Here is a 16,690-nt window from a genome sequence, read left to right as displayed (position 1 = left end):
GCAACCCCCCGCTTCGGTTGCGTCCGCATCGGCCGCCGTGGGATGCTGCGGCACGATCGAAGAGAGCGAGGTGAACGATGGTCGACGGCCCTCGCATCACACCCGCTCCCACCGCGACCCGGCGCGGTATCGGAGCCCGGGTGGCGGATTCCCCGTTCCTGTCGCGCAGCCGACGGCGAGTGGAAGTCGTCCACAAACCCTCGGTACCGACCGCGCGCGCCATCATCGACTGCGCCGCCTATGTCGACGGCAAACGTCTGCCCGGCCGCTTCACCCCCGAGACCGCGCTGACCGAAATCCGCAGGCGTGGCACAGGTTTCGTGTGGATCGGCCTGTTCGAACCGGACCTGCACCAGATGGGCGAGATCGCTACGACGTTCGGGCTGCACGAACTCGCCGTCGAGGACGCCGTCACCGGCAGACAGCGCCCGAAGTTCGAACGCTACGACGACACCATGGTCACCGTGATGCGGACCGTCGCCTACGTCGAGCACGATATGCACACCGTCAGCGAGATCGTGCAGACCGGCGAGATCATGGTCTTCCTCGGCGCCGATTTCGTGGTCGCGGTCCGCCACGGCGAACACAACGAACTCACCGCCGTGCGGCACCGGCTCGAAGACGAACCCGATCGCCTCGCGCTCGGCCCCGGCGTCGTGCTGCACGCGATCGCCGACCACGTCGTCGACACCTACATCGACGTCACCCAGGCGACGGAGTTCGACGTCGAGTCGATGGAGGAAGAGCTCTTCAGCCCGCGGAGCAAGATCCCGATCGAGGCCATCTACCAGCTCAAACGCGAGATCGTCGAGCTACGCCGCGCCGTTCGCCCGCTCGCGGGCCCGCTGCAAACCCTCACCGCGCCGCGTACTCCCCTGCCCAAGGAGGTGCGCCGCTACCTGCGCGACGTCGCCGACCATCACAGCGGCGTCGCCGAACGCATCAACGACCTGGACGAAACCCTCACCACTCTCGTGGGCGCCGCGGTGGCCAAGATCGCCGTCCAGCAGAACACGGACATGCGTAAGATCTCCGCCTACATCGCGATCCTGGCGGTTCCCACCATGATCGCCGGCATCTACGGCATGAACTTCGATCACATGCCCGAACTCCGGCAGACCTGGGGTTACCCCGCCACTCTGATCGTCATGGCCACCATCTGCGCCACCCTGATCGTCGCCTTCCGACGTATCCGCTGGTTGTGATAATCCGGCCCGGTCAGACAAGTCGACCCCATCGGGTCGCCACGAACCCGCAGAGCGCGATGGCGGTGCTCATCCGCTTCCAGAGTCGCACCATCGCGAGCTCGAGAATGATGCCGATGCGGTCGGCACAGGTGGTGGCCTCCGCCAGCGCCATCCGGTCATAGACCAGGGCCGGATCACTGAGGATCTCGTCCAGCCTCAGTCCTGATATCGCCTGATCGGACGTCAGGCCGAGTTCTGGCAGCCAGGTGAGCCGCCAGCGACCGTCGCCCCCGAGAATCGCCCGCTCGGGCGTCCTGTCGCTGCTCATGGTCCGATTCGTGCGGAAGATCGTCATCACTACCTCCTCGGCCGTCAGCTCTCGACGTCCACTTCCGAGGATCCTCGGAAATCGGCACAGGCAACAGCTGGCAAAGGAGACGGGATCGGAATATCATCCACAAACCCCGACGTGAAAGCCGAAAATCCTCGGCGATCACCCTGGATACGACTCACTGACGACGCCATCAGCTACCGGTGGGCACCGTGCAGGTGTCTCAACTCCGGTCGAAGGCCGTGAGGATCTGTTCGGCGGCGAGGGCGGGAGTGAGCGTTCCGGCGCGGACAGCCGATTCCACCTGCGCGCGAACATCTTTCACGTTCGGATTGTCGGCCAGGCGGCGCAGGATCTGGTCGTGCACCATGGTCCAGGTCCAGTCGACCTGCTGGCGGCGGCGCTTCTCGGCGAATTCGCCTGCCTCGGTGAGGACCTGACGGTGGTCGAGGACGGTACCCCAGAACTTGTCGAGGCCGACACCTTCCAGACCGCTCATGGTGAGTACCGGCGGTTTCCACAGGGCGTCGTGCGGGTGGATCAGGCGCAGGGCGCCCGCCAGTTCGCGCGCGGCGCCCTTGGCTTCGATCTCGTGTTTTCCGTCGGCTTTGTTGACCGCCACCAGCTCGGCGAGTTCCAGCACGCCTTTCTTGATGCCCTGCAACTGGTCTCCGGTGCGGGCCAGCGTGAGGAAGCAGAACACATCGACCATGTTGGCGACGGTCACCTCGGACTGGCCGACGCCGACGGTCTCCACGAGAATCACGTCATACCCGGCGGCTTCCAGGAGCACGATCGTCTCCCGGGTCGCCTTGGCCACGCCGCCGAGGGTGCCCGCCGTCGGGGACGGCCGGATGAACGCGTCCGCCTCGAGCGACAACCGCGCCATCCGTGTCTTGTCACCGAGGATCGAGCCACCGGTGCGGGTCGAGGACGGGTCGACCGCGAGGACCGCGACCCGATGTCCCTTGGCCAGCAAGTACATCCCGAGCGCGTCGATGAACGTGGACTTGCCAACGCCCGGAACACCGGTGATGCCGACCCGGTTCGAGACGACGCTGCCCGGTTCCGCCGCCACCCGCAGCAGCAGCTGCTGCGCGAGTTCCCGGTGATCGGAGCGGGTGGATTCGACCAACGTGATCGCACGGGCCAGCGCCGAACGCTGCCCTGCCTTGACCTGCTCGGCGAGCGCGTCGACATCGATCGTCCGGCGAACGCCCACGGCGGTGCGCCCCTCGTTGCGTGGCGAGCCGACGCCCGCGGTGGTCCCGAGCCGAGGGTGCGCGTCGGCACCCCCGGCCACCTGTGCGCCGTCGCTCATTCGGCTGTGCCGCCACCGATCTCGTGCCCGAGTGCCGCGCCCAGTTTCTTCAGCAGGTCGATGGCCGCGTCGGCGATGACGGTGCCGGGCGGGAAGATCGCTGCCGCACCGGCCTCGTAGAGCTCGTCGAAGTCGCCGGGCGGGATCACACCGCCCACGATGACCATGATGTCGGGCCGACCCACGTCGGCAAGCGCCTGCCGCAGCGCGGGCACCAGCGTGAGGTGACCGGCGGCCAGCGAGGACACACCAACAATGTGCACGTCGTTGTCGGCCGCCTGGCGAGCCACCTCTTCGGGCGTCTGGAACAGCGGGCCCACGTCGACGTCCATGCCGAGGTCGGCGAACGCGGTCGCGATCACCTTCTGGCCGCGATCGTGTCCGTCCTGGCCCATCTTGGCGACCAGAATGCGCGGACGGCGTCCCTCGGCCTCGCCGAATTCCTCGACCAGCGCGATGGCGGCGCCGATGTTGGATGCCTTGCCTGCTTCGTCACGGTACACACCGGACAGGGTACGGATTTCGGCCTGATGACGGCCGTACACCTTCTCCAGCGCGTCGGAGATCTCACCGACCGTGGCCTTGGCACGCGCGGCGTCGATGGCGAGCGCGAGGAGGTTGTTCTCCATACCGCCTTCGGAAGACGCTGCCGCACGGGTCAATTCGGACAGCGCCTGCTCCACCGCGACCGAATCACGGTCGGCGCGCAGCCGTTCCAGCTTCTCGATCTGCTCGGCCCGCACCCGCGAGTTCTCGACCTTGAGAACTTCGACGGCGTGGTCCTCTTCGACCTGGTACTTGTTGACGCCGATCACCGGCTGCTGGCCGGTGTCGATGCGCGCCTGGGTCCGCGCGGCGGCCTCTTCGATGCGCAGCTTCGGAATACCCTCCGAAATCGCCTGTGCCATACCGCCGTGCGCCTCGACCTCGGCGATGTGGGCGCGCGCCCGCTCGGCGAGCTGGTGAGTGAGCCACTCGACGTAGTACGAGCCGCCCCACGGGTCGATCGGGCGGGTGGTGTTGGACTCCTGCTGGATGAGCAGCTGGGTGTTGCGGGCGATGCGGGCGGAGAAGTCCGTCGGCAGGGCCAGGGCCTCGTCGAGCGCGTTGGTGTGCAGCGACTGGGTGTGTCCCTGGGTCGCGGCCATCGCCTCGATGCAGGTGCGCGCCACATTGTTGTAGGCGTCCTGCGCGGTCAGCGACCAGCCCGAGGTCTGCGAATGTGTCCGCAGCGACAGCGATTTCGCGCTCTTGGGTTCGAACTTCGACACCAGCTCGCTCCACAGCAGCCGCCCCGCGCGCAGCTTGGCGACCTCCATGAAGAAATTCATGCCGATGGCCCAGAAGAACGACAGACGCGGCGCGAACTTGTCGACATCCATGCCCGCGGCGATGCCGGCGCGGATGTACTCCACACCGTCGGCGAGGGTGTAGGCCAGCTCCAGATCGGCTGTCGCACCGGCCTCTTGGATGTGGTATCCGGAGATGGAGATCGAGTTGAACTTCGGCATCTTCGCACTGGTGAAGGCGAAGATGTCGGAGATGATCCGCATCGAGGGCTTGGGCGGGTAGATGTAGGTGTTGCGGACCATGAACTCTTTCAGAATGTCGTTCTGAATGGTTCCGGCCAGCTGCTCGGGCGTCACGCCCTGCTCTTCGGCGGCGACGACGTAGAGCGCCAGGATCGGCAGCACCGCGCCGTTCATGGTCATCGACACCGACACCTGGTCCAGGGGGATCTGGTCGAAGAGCTGGCGCATGTCCAGGATCGAGTCGATCGCGACACCGGCCATACCGACGTCACCCTGGACGCGGGGGTGGTCGGAGTCGTAGCCACGGTGGGTGGCGAGGTCGAAGGCGACCGAGAGCCCCTTCTGGCCCGCCTGCAGGTTGCGGCGGTAGAAGGCGTTCGAATCGGCGGCGGTGGAGAAGCCCGCGTACTGGCGGATGGTCCACGGCTGATTCACGTACATGGTCGGGTACGGGCCACGCAGGAACGGCGCGACGCCGGGCACGGTGTCGAGCGGATAGCCCTGCGCGACCACAGCATCCCGATCGGCCTTGGTGAACACCGGCGGAACGTCGATGCCCTCCGGGGTCGACCAGACCAGCTGTTCGGGCGTGGTGTGGTTCGCCGTCGCCGCGTCGGCCACGAACGCGCGGACCTGCTCGGCGTCGACGTCGGCCGGCGCGGACGCGTGATCGGTCAGCGGCACCTCGGCGAAACTGCCGATGACGTGCTCGATATCGGACGTGGTCATCAGGCTCCCACCTTCTCCAGCAGCTGCGACAGAACCGCGACCGCGTCGATACGCAGGGCCAGGTACCCGTCGGGACGCTGCGTCCCGCTGAATTGCTCGACCGCCTTCTCCGGTCCGGCCAGCAGCACGGTCTCGATTCCGGCGGCGCGCAGGGCGTCGGTGGCGGCTCCCGCCTGCTCGCCGTAGCGCTTGTCCGCACCGCACAGAACCGCGATGCGCGCACCGGATTCGGTGGCGGCGGCAGTGATCGCGTCGACCGTGAGCGGACCGGGGTTGACCGACTCGATGCCGCCCGAGGCGAGCACGTTCGCGGTGAAGATGGTGCGCGCGTTGTGCTCGGCGACCAGGCCGAGCGGCACGATCAGCGCCTTCGGACGGGCACCGTTGGCGGCCAGGTAGGCATCGGAGCGGTTGCGCAGCGCTTCGAAGGCAGCGCCGTAGCGCGCATTCGGGCCCGGCTCGCGAGCCTGCTCCGAGAGCGGGGTCTCGGCGAGGTTGGGGAACTCGTTGACGCCGGTGACCGCGGTGCGGCGATGGGCGACGTCGGCAGCGCGCGCGGCGGCGGTCTCGGCGATCCGGGCCGCGAGCACACCGGTGTCGAGCGCGGCGAGGTAGCCGCCCGCCGACTCGAGCTCCTGCATGAACTCCCATGCCTTGGCGGCGAGTTCGTCGGTCAGCTTGTCGACGTACCAGGAACCGGCGGCCGGGTCCTGCACGTGCCCGAGACGGGATTCCTCGAGCAGCAGCAGCTGGGTGTTGCGCGCCAGGCGCTGGGAGAACGTCGTGGATACGCCGAGTTCGCCTGCGGGCAGGGCCGCGTCGAAGGGCAGTACGGTCACCGAATCGGCACCGCCGACGCCGGCGCCGAACGCGGCGAGCGTGGTGCGCAACAGGTTCACCCAGGGATCGCGCTGAGTCATCATGGCGGCCGAGGTGATCGCGTGCTGCGGGGCGGCGCCGAAGGCGGGCGCACCGGAGACCTGGGCCACTCGGGCCCACAGGCGCCGGGCCGCCCGGAATTTCACGATGGTGGCGAATTGGTCGTCGGTCGCCGCGAAGCGGAACTCGAGCTGACCGAACGCGTCGGCGATGTCGACCCCGGCACCGGTGAGCAGGCGCAGGTAGGCCAGACCGGCCGCGACGGCGGCGCCCACTTCCTGTGCGTCGGCGGCACCGGCGTTGTGGAAGGCGATGCCGTCCACCGTGATCGCGCGGACCGTCTCGGGCCGGGCGATCGCGCGCACGGCCAGCGCCACGGTCTCGGCGTGGTCGAGGTCTTCGGCACCGGCGAAGGCGCTGGTCAGCGGGGCCGCGCCGAGGCCGACCCGGATCTGCGTGCGATCGGCGATCGAGTACCCGTCGAGGACGTCGAACACCCGCTCGGCGGCCGTGCCGGTCGCCGCACCGGCCACCAGCGTCAGCGGTGCCAGCTCGAACAGCAGCCCACGCAGGGCAAGGGGGATGTCGTCGACGGCGACGCCGTAGGTGCCCACTCCGAGCGCGATCGCGCTCACGCCGTTCTCCAGACCGGTCAGAATCGCCCGGTTGGTGGCCTCGGCATCGTCCTCACCGGCGAACGCGCCGACGAACCAGCCGCGCTGCGGGTCGCGCGCGGCGTCGCCACCGCGCACGTAGGGGAAGGCGCCGGGCAGCGGCTGCTCGGGCAGCTCGTCGCGGCGGGTGTAGAGCGGGGCGATCGTGAGCCCGTCATAGGTGGTCTCGTCGAGCAGATGTTCCGGTTCGGCGGGGAGCTCGGAAGCCTCGACCCGTCGCGCTTTCGCCAGCACACCCGCCACGCCCTTGCGCCACGCGGCGTACTCGGGCACCGGATCCGGTGCGAGCCCCGCCCCGGACTCTGAACCAATCGGCATAGCTGCTGTTCTCTCTTCCATTCGACGACCGCACCCCGGTGTGCTGCCGGTCCGTGAAATCCCACAAACGGGCCCACAGCGAACCAGGATGTATCCGGTTCCCTGATGATGCTATCTGTGACAGGGTGTCCGACCACCCGGGCTATCCCCTACCGGCCGGTACGCTTACCCGGGTGTCTCGACTGATCCGCTCCCCGCGCCTGCTCATCGCCCTGGCCGGGCTCGCCGCGCTGTTCGTGGTGGCGATGATGGTTCCGTTGCCGGGCCCGCAGCAGATCCGGGACTGGGCCGGCGACGCCGGGCCGCTGTTGCCGCTGCTGTTCTTCCTCTTCTACGCGGTGGCTGCCGTCGCCCCCGTTCCGCGCACCGTGCTCACCGTGACCAGCGGTGTGCTGTTCGGTCCGATCCTCGGTTCGGTCATCGCCCTGGCCGCCACGGCGGTGAGCGCGACCGTGGCACTGCTCGGGGTACGCAGGCTGGGCCGCGACCGGGTCGCCGAACACCTCACGCACCCGGCGGTGCGGGCAGTCGACGACCGGCTGGCCCGCCGTGGCTGGCTCGCGGTGGCCGCGCTGCGGCTGATCCCCGTCGTCCCCTTCTCGATCCTCAATTACTGCTGCGGCCTGTCGTCGGTCCGCCTTGCCCCGTATCTCGCTGCGACAGTGGCCGGTTCGGCCCCCGGCACGATCTCGACGGTGGTGCTGGCCGGTTCCCTGGCAGGCGACAGCCACCCGATCGCGATCACCGTGTCGGCCATCTGCCTGTCGGTCGGGCTGATCGGGCTGATCGTCGACCTGCGGCTACCGGTCGACCCGGCAGCGCCGGAGCCGGAACCCGCCACCTCCTGACCGACGGCGCGCCTACCCCGAGCCGTCGCGATCCGCGCGGATAATCCCAGGTCATGGCGATCACGGTGGGACGCAGATTCGCACTCGCACTTCTGGCGGGACTCCCACTCCTGGCAGCGGGCACGGCCCGCGCGCAATCCTCGCTCGGCCCCGGGGTGGGCATCGACGCCCACCGCACCCCGGTCCGGTACACGATGACGGCCTTCCGTGCCGACAGTGATACCACTCTCGCGGTCTACGAGTCCGCGGACGGCACCGATTTCACCCCGGTCAGCGAGCACGCGTACGTGCCGCCGACCGGCCTGGTCCGCGATCCGAGCGTGCTGCTGCACACCGACGGGAACTACTACCTCACGTACACGATCGCCGGTGACGCCACCGCGATCGGCTTGGCCCGCAGCCGCGACCGGATCACCTGGACGTTTCTCACCAACGTGCCGATGCTGGTGGCGGGCAGGCTCGAAGGCGCGTGGGCGCCGGAGTGGTACGCCGACGCGGCGGGGCGAGTCGGCATCATCGTGTCGCTGACCTGGGGGCACGGCTTCACCCCGCACCTGCTCATCCCGCTCGATGCCGGGCTCACCGTCTGGGCGCCGCCGGTGCCGATGCTCGGGCTCGGCCCTGCCGGGCCCGGCTCACTCGGCCATATCGACACCACCTTGGTCCGCCTGGACGGACGTCTGTTCGCGTTCGTGAAGAACGAGGACTCCAAGCTGATCGAACTCGCCGTCGCCGACCGCCCGCTCGGGCCGTACAGCTTCGTCGCCACCGGCGACTGGGCGGGGTGGGGCGGGCCACGGGAGGGACAGTCGATCGTCCGGCTTCCCGACGGTGGGCACCGCATCTACCTGGACGCCTACACCGAGGGCCGGTACCTCTTCAGCGACAGTGTCGACGGCTTCCGCACGTGGTCGCCACCGGTCGAACTGCCAGGTCTGTCGGGTCTCGTCCGGCACGGCACGGTGCTGACCGAGTTCAGCCCGGTGATCTGAACTAAAACCCCATTACTCCAGGGGCACCTGATCTAGGTTGTGATTCGGAACAAATATGAAAGTGAGCTTCTTCACACTGCCCAGTTGTGAAGAAGTAATATTTCAGAAAACTCTCAGAGTTATAGACTCCGAATAGCCCAGGGTTCGCCAGCTACGTCCGGTGCGGGATCCAGAGCAACATCCGGTGACGCGCCCGCGATCACCGAATCCCCGTCGCGCCGTTCTCGGCTTGCACTCCCCATGAGGTGACCCGCCATGGAATACACCCATCTCTCCGAATTCCGGATCCGCTCCGGCGACCTGGTGATCTGGACCCCCGAACTCACCTCCCCCGACGCCTGGCGCGACGACGAACGCCCCCTCGCCAGCGTCCACGAGCAGTACCTCGGGTTCCTCGACCCCGAAGACGCCCGCCCCGGCCGCGGCCGCTGGATCGGCACGATCTTCGAGATGGACGCCCCACTCGACGCCGACGCCTGGGCCACGACCCTGCGGCTGTGGCACGACCGCCATGAGGGCTTCCGCACCACCGTCGCCCCCACCGGCGACGGCGGCTACCACCGTGTGACCACCGCCCCCGGCACCGTTCGGGTCACCGGCGCCCCGGTCGCCGATCTCTCCGACGGCGACGAGATCAACGAATACCTGTGCGACGCATTGGAATTGCGTCTGTCGGCACTGGTGTGGCCGCATCTGCTGGTGGCCACGGTGGCCCACGACACCGACGACTTCACCGTCCTGGTCGGCGCCGACCACTCGGTGCTCGACGCCTACTCCCAGGCCGTGCTCATCCTCGAGCTGCGCACCCTCTACACCGCGGTCACCACCGGCGGCGAGATCCGCGACTCGGCCACCTTCGGCAGCCCGGCCGACTACGCCGTCATCGAGCGCGCCGCCGCTGAGGAACTCGATCCCGACTCCCCCGCCGTCGCGGTGTGGCGCGAGTTCCTCGGCACGCCGGGCTCGCCCATGCCCCGCTTCGCCGCGGATCAGGTCGCCGTCCTCGACGGTGAACACGCCCAGCCCAGCGTCTCGCGCACCCTGCTCAGCATCGAGCAGCTCGAGGAGGTCGAGGCGGCTCTCGATCGGCTCAAGCACCGGCTGTCGGTGACCGTGTTCGCCGCCCTGGCGATGGCCTCTCGGGAAACCTTCGGCGACGACCGGTTCCGCACCGTGATGCCGATCGCGACCAGGCCCGACCTCACCTGGCTCGAGTCGATGGGCTGGTTCGTCAATGTCGTTCCGGTCGACGTGACGCTGCCGCCGGGCGCGGACATGACCGTCGCGCTGGAGGCCACCCGCGCCTCGCTCAAACGCGCCCACCTCTGCAACGACGCGTCCTGGGGCCGTTCCCTGGCGATGGTCGGCGCCGTGGAAGGTCCGACCTACGGCGCGTCCTTCCTCGACATCCGCATGCTTCCGGATTACGAATTGGTCGCCGACCTGCGCGGACGCACCCTGCGGGCGGTGTCGTACTCCACCGACGAGGTGTACTTCTGGGTCGTGCGCGGCCCCGACGGGCTCTATGTCTCCACCCGCCACCCCGCGGGCCTGCCCGGCGAGGTCATGGAACGCTTCCTCGCCGAGTTCGCCAGGGCCATGTACGCGGTGACCATGGTGGCGCCCGCTCCCGCACCGGTCACCGATGCCGCGGCAGCGCTGAGCGCGGGCTGAGAATGCGTGCACTGCTGGCCTTCACCGGGAGCCGGGGCGACGCCCAGCCCGGCATTCTTCTCGCTCGCGAGCTGCTGGCTCGCGGGCACTCGGTGACGCTCGCACTCTCGCCCAATCTCGTCGACTTCGCCACCGCGCACGGCGTCGCCGCCGTCGGTTTCGGCCGCGACAGCGCCGAACTGCTGCGCACCCAGCACGACGATCACCGCTTTCGCAGCCCGAATCCGCGACAGCGGGTGCGCGCGGTGCTGGATCTGCAACGGCGCGGAGTCGTCGAAGCGGTGCGCGATCTGCTCGTGCTCGCCCCCGGTCACGACGTGCTCGTGACCGGGATGGCGGGCGAGGAGGCGGCCGAGAAGGCCGCGCGACGCGTCGGGTTGCCGCTGGCCGCGGTGCACTTCTTTCCGATCCATCCGAATCGATCGGTCCCCGTGGTCCCCACCGCGTGGGGCGCCCGCATTCCGAAGGCGCTCAACCGGCGGATCTGGTCGGCGCTGCGCTGGGCACGCGACGCCGCGCTGGAACAGCCGCTGTCGGAGTTCGGGATCGTCGAACATCAACTGCCCGATCGGGTGTCGATCCAGGCCTATGACGTCGACCTGTTTCCCGGGCTGGCCGCCGAGCTGCCGGATCGACACCCGGTGACCGGCTTCGCCGTCGATGCCGACGGATTCCTCAGCGCTGCGGCCGATCCCGCGCTGACCGCGTGGCTCGACGCCGGTTCGGCGCCGATCTATGTCGGCTTCGGCTCGATGGCGGTCGACGACCCGGCCGCGCTGGTGGCGATGTTGCGCGCGGTCTGCGCCCGTCGTGGTCGCAGGCTGCTGCTGGCCGCGGGGTGGGCGGGCATCGCACCTGTCCTGTCGCCCGAGATGGCCGTCGTCGAGCAGGTCGATCACGCGTCGGTGTTCGCGCGCTGTATCGCCGCGGTACACCACGGCGGCGCGGGCACCACCGCCGCCGCACTGAGAGCCGGTGTCCCGCAAGTGATCTGCGCGATCCAGGCCGATCAGCCCTATTGGGGCCGGGCACTGGAACGGCTCGAGATGGCGGGTACCGTGCGTGCCGCCGAGCTCACCGAGGACGGGCTCACCGCCCTGCTCGATCGCGTCGCGGACCCGGACGTGGTCTCGCGAGCGGCCGCGTACGCCGGCCGGTTCACGAGCACCGGGGTGGCACGCGCTGCCGACGAGGTGGAATCCCTTGTTCCCCTGCCGTTCCCGAGTAGTTTTTCCATCCACGCCGGGAGGCCGCAGTGAGCACCGATATCGCCGTCCGCACCCGCGGTCTCGGTAAGTCCTACGGCGACTTCACCGCCGTCGGCAGCGTCGACCTCAGCATCGCGGCCGGATCGGTCTTCGCGATGCTCGGTCCCAACGGCGCGGGCAAGACCACCACCGTCCGCATGCTCGCCACGTTGCTGCGACCCGACCGGGGCAGCGCCGAGGTATTCGGCTACGACGTGGTGCGCGAGGCGACCGCGGTGCGCTCGATGATCGGGCTCACCGGCCAATACGCCTCCGTCGACGAAACCCTCACCGCCGGTGAGAATTTGCGATTGTTCGGACGGCTGCTCGGCCTGTCGCGGCGCGCTGCCGCCGACCGGGCCGAGCAACTTCTCGAGGAATTCGAGCTCTCGGCCGTCGCGCGCCGCAGCGTCAGCGCGTTCTCCGGCGGCATGCGACGTCGACTCGATCTGGCCGCGACGCTGATCACGGTGCCACCGCTGATCTTCCTCGACGAGCCGACCACCGGCCTCGACCCGCACACCCGCGACCGCATGTGGGGCATCGTGCGCGGACTGGTCGCCCGCGGGACCACCGTGTTGCTCACCACGCAGTATCTGGAGGAGGCCGACGCACTCGCCGACCGGATCGCGGTCATCGACCGTGGCACGCTCGTCGCCGACGGCACTCCCGCCGAACTCAAGTCCTCGATCGGTGAGCAGGTGCTGCGCCTGGACATCCCCGACACCGCCGACCTGCGCCGGGCCGAGGCGCTGATCCAGGAGATCACCGGCGACGTCCCGGAAGGGTCGTCGACGGGGACGTTGACCGTGGCACTGCACGACGTCACGCGCGGCGCCGATATCGTCGCCGCCTGCCGCGCCGAGGGCATCACCCTGCGAGGTTTCGCGGTGGACCGGCCCGATCTCAACGAGGTGTTCCTGTCGCTGACCGGGCACGCGCGCACCGTGGACGCGGCATGAGCACCCTTCGCGAAAGTTCGAGGACCACCATGACCCACACGGTCGACAAGCCGCTCCAGGTGGTGCGCGCGCCGCGCGTGACCCGTGTCGGTCCGCTTGCCGCCCTGCGGCATTCGCTGATGATGGCCTGGCGCGGACTGCTCACCTTCCGGCACAGCCCGCAGCTGCTCTACGACGCCATTCTGCTGCCGATCGTCGGTCCGGTGCTGTTCGGCAGCATCTTCGGCACCGCCATCGCCGGCAGCATGGCGGCGTATCTGCCGATCATGATCCCCGGCGTGCTGGTCCAGATCGTGCTCACCTCCTCGGTCGCCACCGGCGTGCAATTGTCCGAGGACATCCACTCCGGTGTCTTCGACCGTTTCGTCGCCATGCCGATCGCCCGGTCCGCTCCGGTTGCCGGGGCATTGCTGGCCGGGGCCGTGCGCTACCTGATCGCCGCGACCACTGTGGTGATCGTCGGCTTCTGCATGGGCTACCACCCCGCGCACACCGCCGGATTCCTGGCGGGCGCGGTGCTGGTCGTGTTCGCCACCACCGCCATCAGCTGGTTGTTCGCGTTCATCGGTGCCACCATCGCCCGCCCCGCCGCCGTGCAGGGCATGTCCATGCTGGTGCTCACCTTTCTCGGCTTCGCCTCCAATGCGCTGGTCCCCGAGGAATCGATGCCGAGCTGGATGCGGCACGTCTCGGACCTGAATCCGGTGTCCTACCTGGTCTCTGCCGTACGCACCCTCGCCGCGGAGGGCACCGTCGGCGCCGATGCCTGGTGGTCGCTGGTCGCCTCGGTGCTCGTGGTCGCTGTTTTCGCGCCGCTGACCGTGCGCACTCTCCGTTCCCGCTAAGGAGCCATTCGATGACTGTCATCGCCCCCGCTGTCACGGTGTCCACCGACCTCAACCGGATCACCGCCGACGACGATCTGTTCTTCAAACTGCACAGCCTCTACCCGAACGCCCTGGTCAACCAGCTGGCGTACCGCTTCGACAGCGCGTTGAGCCGGGATCTGCTCGCCGACTGGCACGCGCACCTGGCGACCGGGTTCATCGCGCGTCGGGTCCGCACCACGCGCTTCCCGATCGCGCGTGCGCACTGGGAGCCCGCCACCGAATCACTGCCGCTGCGCTGGTCGGACACCCCGATTCCCGAGGAGCGGGTCCTCGACTGGTTCCTCGAGCAGGCCGCCGTCGAGTTCGACCCCGAGCGCGGGCTCGTGTGGCAGCTCGCGGGCGCGCCGCTCGCATCCGGTGGCACCGTGGTCACCTTGGTCGCCTCGCACGTGGCGTGCGACGGCGGCGCCATGATGCACGCGATCGTCGATTCCCTGGACCGGCTCAACCGCGGCGAGACACCCGACCGCCACACCAGCGCGGGCAGGCTCGTCGGTCCGGTCGCGGGCGCGGGCCGCTTCGCCGCCGATCTCGCCGATGCGCGTAGCCAACTCGGTGCCGTCGCCCGTGGCGTCCGGGCGGCACGCCGCGCCCGCGGTGTCAGCGAACCCGCCCGCAATCCGCGCCCGGCGGCGCCACGGTTGCCCCATGCCGACACCTGGCAGGCGGCCGAGGCCATCGTCCAGCTCGATCTCGCCGAATGGGACGCCGTGGCCACCGCGCACGGCGGCACCACCAACGGCCTGCTGATCGGTGTCGCGGTCGGGCTGCTCGGTCGCAGTGGCCGCGTCGCCGACGGCGCCGAGGTGCGCGTCGACATTCCGCATTCGATGCGCGAGGCCGACGACCCACGCGCCAATGCCACCACCGGGCTGCCGATCAGCGTCGGGTACCGGGCGGGCGAACGCGCCGATCTGCCCGTGATCCGCGCCGCGCTCAAGGCGGCGGGCCTTGCCTATCGCGATCCGGCGACCATCCCACCCATCCAGCACCTGCAACCGGTGCAGATGTTGTTGCCCAAGGTGGTGCTGCACAAGTTCGCGCGCACCGCCAAGGCGCCGGAATGCCTGTGCACCAACATGGGTCGCACCGCGCAGAACATCGCGGTCCTCGGATCACACCGCGCACGCGATGTGATCATGCGCCCGGTGGTCAATCCCGGTCCGGTCGAGTTGTTCCGCCAGGTAGAGGTCGGTGTCAATCTCGCGTTCTCCTGCGATGACGACACGGTGACACTCGTGGTGACCGGCGGCGACCCCGATCGTTTCCCCACCCGCGCGGCACTGCGCGAGCTACTGGCCGCCGAATTCGCGGATTGGGGACTGACGCCGCGGTTCTGGTGACGGGCTAGGAGGCTTCCTCGACGAAGTCGACGGCCGCCTCTGCCTTGTCGATCCGCAGCGCGAACCGGAATCCGCATGCCGTCTCGAGTGAGGCGGAGCCCGGCTGCGGACGGTTGCGTACCTCGATGCTGACATCGAGGTCGTCGAACCCGACGTGGAACCGGTCGGCCATCCACAGTTGGGTGTGCCACGCCGTCTGCCCGGCGAGGACATCGCCGGGCGCGGGCCGGAAGTCCCGCAGCCGCACACAGACCGGCGTGTACCCGTCGGTGTCGGGCGCGAGGTACAGCACCACCGGGCCGTGCATCTCGAGCAGCAGCCGCAGCACACGCAGCGCATCATCGCTGGCCTCGACCGCACGGTGGCGATGATCTACCTTGCGGCCGTTGGGATGTCGAACCATAGTGCGCTCCTCGCAGTTTTCTCGCCGGTGATCGTGCTCGGGGCACACTATCGTTGCGAAAGGTTGGTCCAGGGTTGGTACCGGCCCAAACCTGCGAAGATCACCCGCGCGTGTCACCGCCACGGAATCACCTCGTGTCTGCGACGTTGACTACTGATATGGCACTCGAATCGGTTCGCTTCTCGATCCTGGACCGCTCACGCGTGCGGCGCGGGCAGGACCACGCCGACGCCCTGCGCGAGACGGTCGCGTTCGCGGTCCTCGCCGAGCAGTGGGGCTACCACCGGTTCTGGGTCGCCGAGCATCACAGCGTTCCCGGTGTCGCCGGAACCGCGCCGACCGTGCTGGCGGCGGCGGTCGCGGCGGCCACCACGCGCATCCGCGTCGGCACCGGTGGGGTGATGCTGCCCAATCATCAGCCACTCGTGGTCGCCGAGCAGTTCGGCGTGCTCGGGTCGCTGTTCCCCGGACGAATCGACATGGGCCTCGGGCGTTCGGTCGGATTCACCGACGGCGTCCGCCGCGCGCTCGGCCACGGCCTCGACGACGCCGACGATATCGACGCACGCCTCACCGAGGTTCTCGACTACTTCGCGGTGGGCAGGCAGGGTGTGCACGCCGGCTCCGCGGAGGGCGCGGACGTCCCGGCGTTCCTGCTCGCCACCGGCTCCGGGGCCGAGCGCGCCGCACGATTCGGGCTGCCCCTGGTGATCGCCCCGATCGCGGGCACGCAGGCGATGGTGGACGCGATCGAGCGGTACCGCACCCTGTTCCAGCCCTCGGCTCGAGTCCCCCGCCCGTACGTCGTCGTCTCCGCGACGGCGATGATCGCCGACTCGACCGAGCAGGCGCACCGACTGCTGCTCCCGGAGGCCTGGTCGAGCGCCTACTCGCGCACGCACGGCGAGTTTCCCGCACTGATCCCACCCGAGGAGATCGACCCGGCGACGATGACCGACCGCCAGCGCCACCTGTTCGAGCAGGCGCTCGGCCACCAGATCCACGGCACCGAGGATCAGGTGGCCGAAGCATTGGAAAAGCTGGTGAGCCGCACCGGGGCCGATGAAATCCTGGTCCACACCAGCACTTTCGATCGAGCGGCGCGTCTGGAATCACATCGGCGGTTGGCCCGCGTCGTGGGCCTGGGCGGCTAGTTCTCGCCGACAAAATTCGCGAGACCACTTGTACTCCGAAAACAAACCCGCCCGGCTCGCAATTTATTCGACGGTGTAAACAATCGTGAAGTGACTCACTGCGCGAGCACCGTTCTGCAGGACCACATCACCGCGGCAAGGCAGATCGGCCCGATAGCCGTACCATTGCCCACAGCCACACAAATGCCCTGGTCCAGGCGATCTGT

General features: G+C 68.9%; 14 protein-coding genes. 9 read left to right on the top strand and 5 right to left on the bottom strand.

Features of this window, described 5'->3' with window-relative positions; translation table 11 throughout:
• The first annotated feature begins 77 nt into the window (after positions 1-77).
• Positions 78-1,205 (top strand): magnesium and cobalt transport protein CorA, encoded by a 1,128-nt coding sequence (locus ACWFRF_RS19735; protein ID WP_378991984.1) that lies wholly within the window; start codon positions 78-80, stop codon positions 1,203-1,205.
• 13 nt (positions 1,206-1,218) lie between these two features.
• Here ACWFRF_RS19735 and ACWFRF_RS19730 read toward each other — a convergent pair whose 3' ends face one another.
• From ACWFRF_RS19730 to ACWFRF_RS19715, 4 genes are all read right to left on the bottom strand, one after another.
• Positions 1,219-1,515, bottom strand: a complete 297-nt coding sequence (locus tag ACWFRF_RS19730; RefSeq protein ID WP_452451436.1) for a hypothetical protein — start codon at positions 1,513-1,515, stop codon at positions 1,219-1,221.
• Positions 1,516-1,741: 226 nt separating this feature from the next.
• Positions 1,742-2,839 carry a methylmalonyl Co-A mutase-associated GTPase MeaB gene (gene meaB, locus ACWFRF_RS19725; protein ID WP_452451434.1) on the bottom strand — a complete coding sequence of 366 codons (1,098 nt, stop codon included), beginning with the start codon at positions 2,837-2,839 and terminating at the stop codon, positions 1,742-1,744.
• On the bottom strand, positions 2,836-5,100 hold the full coding sequence (gene scpA, locus ACWFRF_RS19720; RefSeq protein WP_387444273.1) for a methylmalonyl-CoA mutase: 2,265 nt from the start codon (positions 5,098-5,100) through the stop codon (positions 2,836-2,838). The genes meaB and scpA overlap by 4 nt, the downstream gene beginning before the upstream one ends.
• The gene (locus ACWFRF_RS19715; RefSeq protein WP_387444270.1) at positions 5,100-6,971 is read right to left on the bottom strand and encodes a methylmalonyl-CoA mutase family protein; all 1,872 of its coding nucleotides are present in this window, start codon (positions 6,969-6,971) and stop codon (positions 5,100-5,102) included. Before ACWFRF_RS19715 ends, scpA begins: the two co-directional genes overlap by 1 nt.
• Positions 6,972-7,144: 173 nt before the next feature.
• Here ACWFRF_RS19715 and ACWFRF_RS19710 point away from each other — a divergent pair, with 173 nt between their 5' ends.
• From ACWFRF_RS19710 to ACWFRF_RS19680, 7 genes are all read left to right on the top strand, one after another.
• Positions 7,145-7,819 carry a TVP38/TMEM64 family protein gene (locus tag ACWFRF_RS19710; protein ID WP_387444268.1) on the top strand — a complete coding sequence of 225 codons (675 nt, stop codon included), beginning with the start codon at positions 7,145-7,147 and terminating at the stop codon, positions 7,817-7,819.
• Between the two features lie 53 nt (positions 7,820-7,872).
• A complete protein-coding gene (locus ACWFRF_RS19705; protein WP_452451432.1) occupies positions 7,873-8,811 on the top strand; it encodes a hypothetical protein in 939 nt (312 codons plus the stop codon).
• Between the two features lie 255 nt (positions 8,812-9,066).
• Positions 9,067-10,485, top strand: coding sequence for a condensation domain-containing protein (locus tag ACWFRF_RS19700; RefSeq protein WP_378991977.1), 1,419 nt, complete (start codon positions 9,067-9,069; stop codon positions 10,483-10,485).
• Positions 10,486-10,487: 2 nt separating this feature from the next.
• Positions 10,488-11,744 (top strand): glycosyltransferase, encoded by a 1,257-nt coding sequence (locus ACWFRF_RS19695; protein ID WP_452451431.1) that lies wholly within the window; start codon positions 10,488-10,490, stop codon positions 11,742-11,744.
• Positions 11,741-12,694 carry an ATP-binding cassette domain-containing protein gene (locus ACWFRF_RS19690; protein WP_452451429.1) on the top strand — a complete coding sequence of 318 codons (954 nt, stop codon included), beginning with the start codon at positions 11,741-11,743 and terminating at the stop codon, positions 12,692-12,694. The genes ACWFRF_RS19695 and ACWFRF_RS19690 overlap by 4 nt, the downstream gene beginning before the upstream one ends.
• 29 nt (positions 12,695-12,723) lie before the next feature.
• Positions 12,724-13,539: an ABC transporter permease gene (locus ACWFRF_RS19685; protein WP_452451428.1), complete on the top strand. Its 816-nt coding sequence runs from the start codon at positions 12,724-12,726 to the stop codon at positions 13,537-13,539.
• An 11-nt stretch (positions 13,540-13,550) separates the two neighbouring features.
• Positions 13,551-14,927 (top strand): hypothetical protein, encoded by a 1,377-nt coding sequence (locus ACWFRF_RS19680; protein WP_452451426.1) that lies wholly within the window; start codon positions 13,551-13,553, stop codon positions 14,925-14,927.
• A 4-nt stretch (positions 14,928-14,931) separates the two neighbouring features.
• Here the strand turns inward: ACWFRF_RS19680 and ACWFRF_RS19675 are convergent, their stop codons facing one another.
• Positions 14,932-15,330 carry a DUF779 domain-containing protein gene (locus tag ACWFRF_RS19675; protein ID WP_378991972.1) on the bottom strand — a complete coding sequence of 133 codons (399 nt, stop codon included), beginning with the start codon at positions 15,328-15,330 and terminating at the stop codon, positions 14,932-14,934.
• Positions 15,331-15,488: 158 nt separating this feature from the next.
• Here ACWFRF_RS19675 and ACWFRF_RS19670 point away from each other — a divergent pair, with 158 nt between their 5' ends.
• Entirely contained in the window at positions 15,489-16,484 is a 996-nt protein-coding gene (locus ACWFRF_RS19670; RefSeq protein ID WP_452451424.1) for an MsnO8 family LLM class oxidoreductase, read from the top strand.
• Positions 16,485-16,690 lie beyond the last annotated feature (206 nt).

The organism is Nocardia sp. NPDC055165 (genome assembly GCF_053606985.1).
Note: the sequence above shows the minus strand (reverse complement) of the source record. Positions and strands in the feature narration are given on the sequence as shown.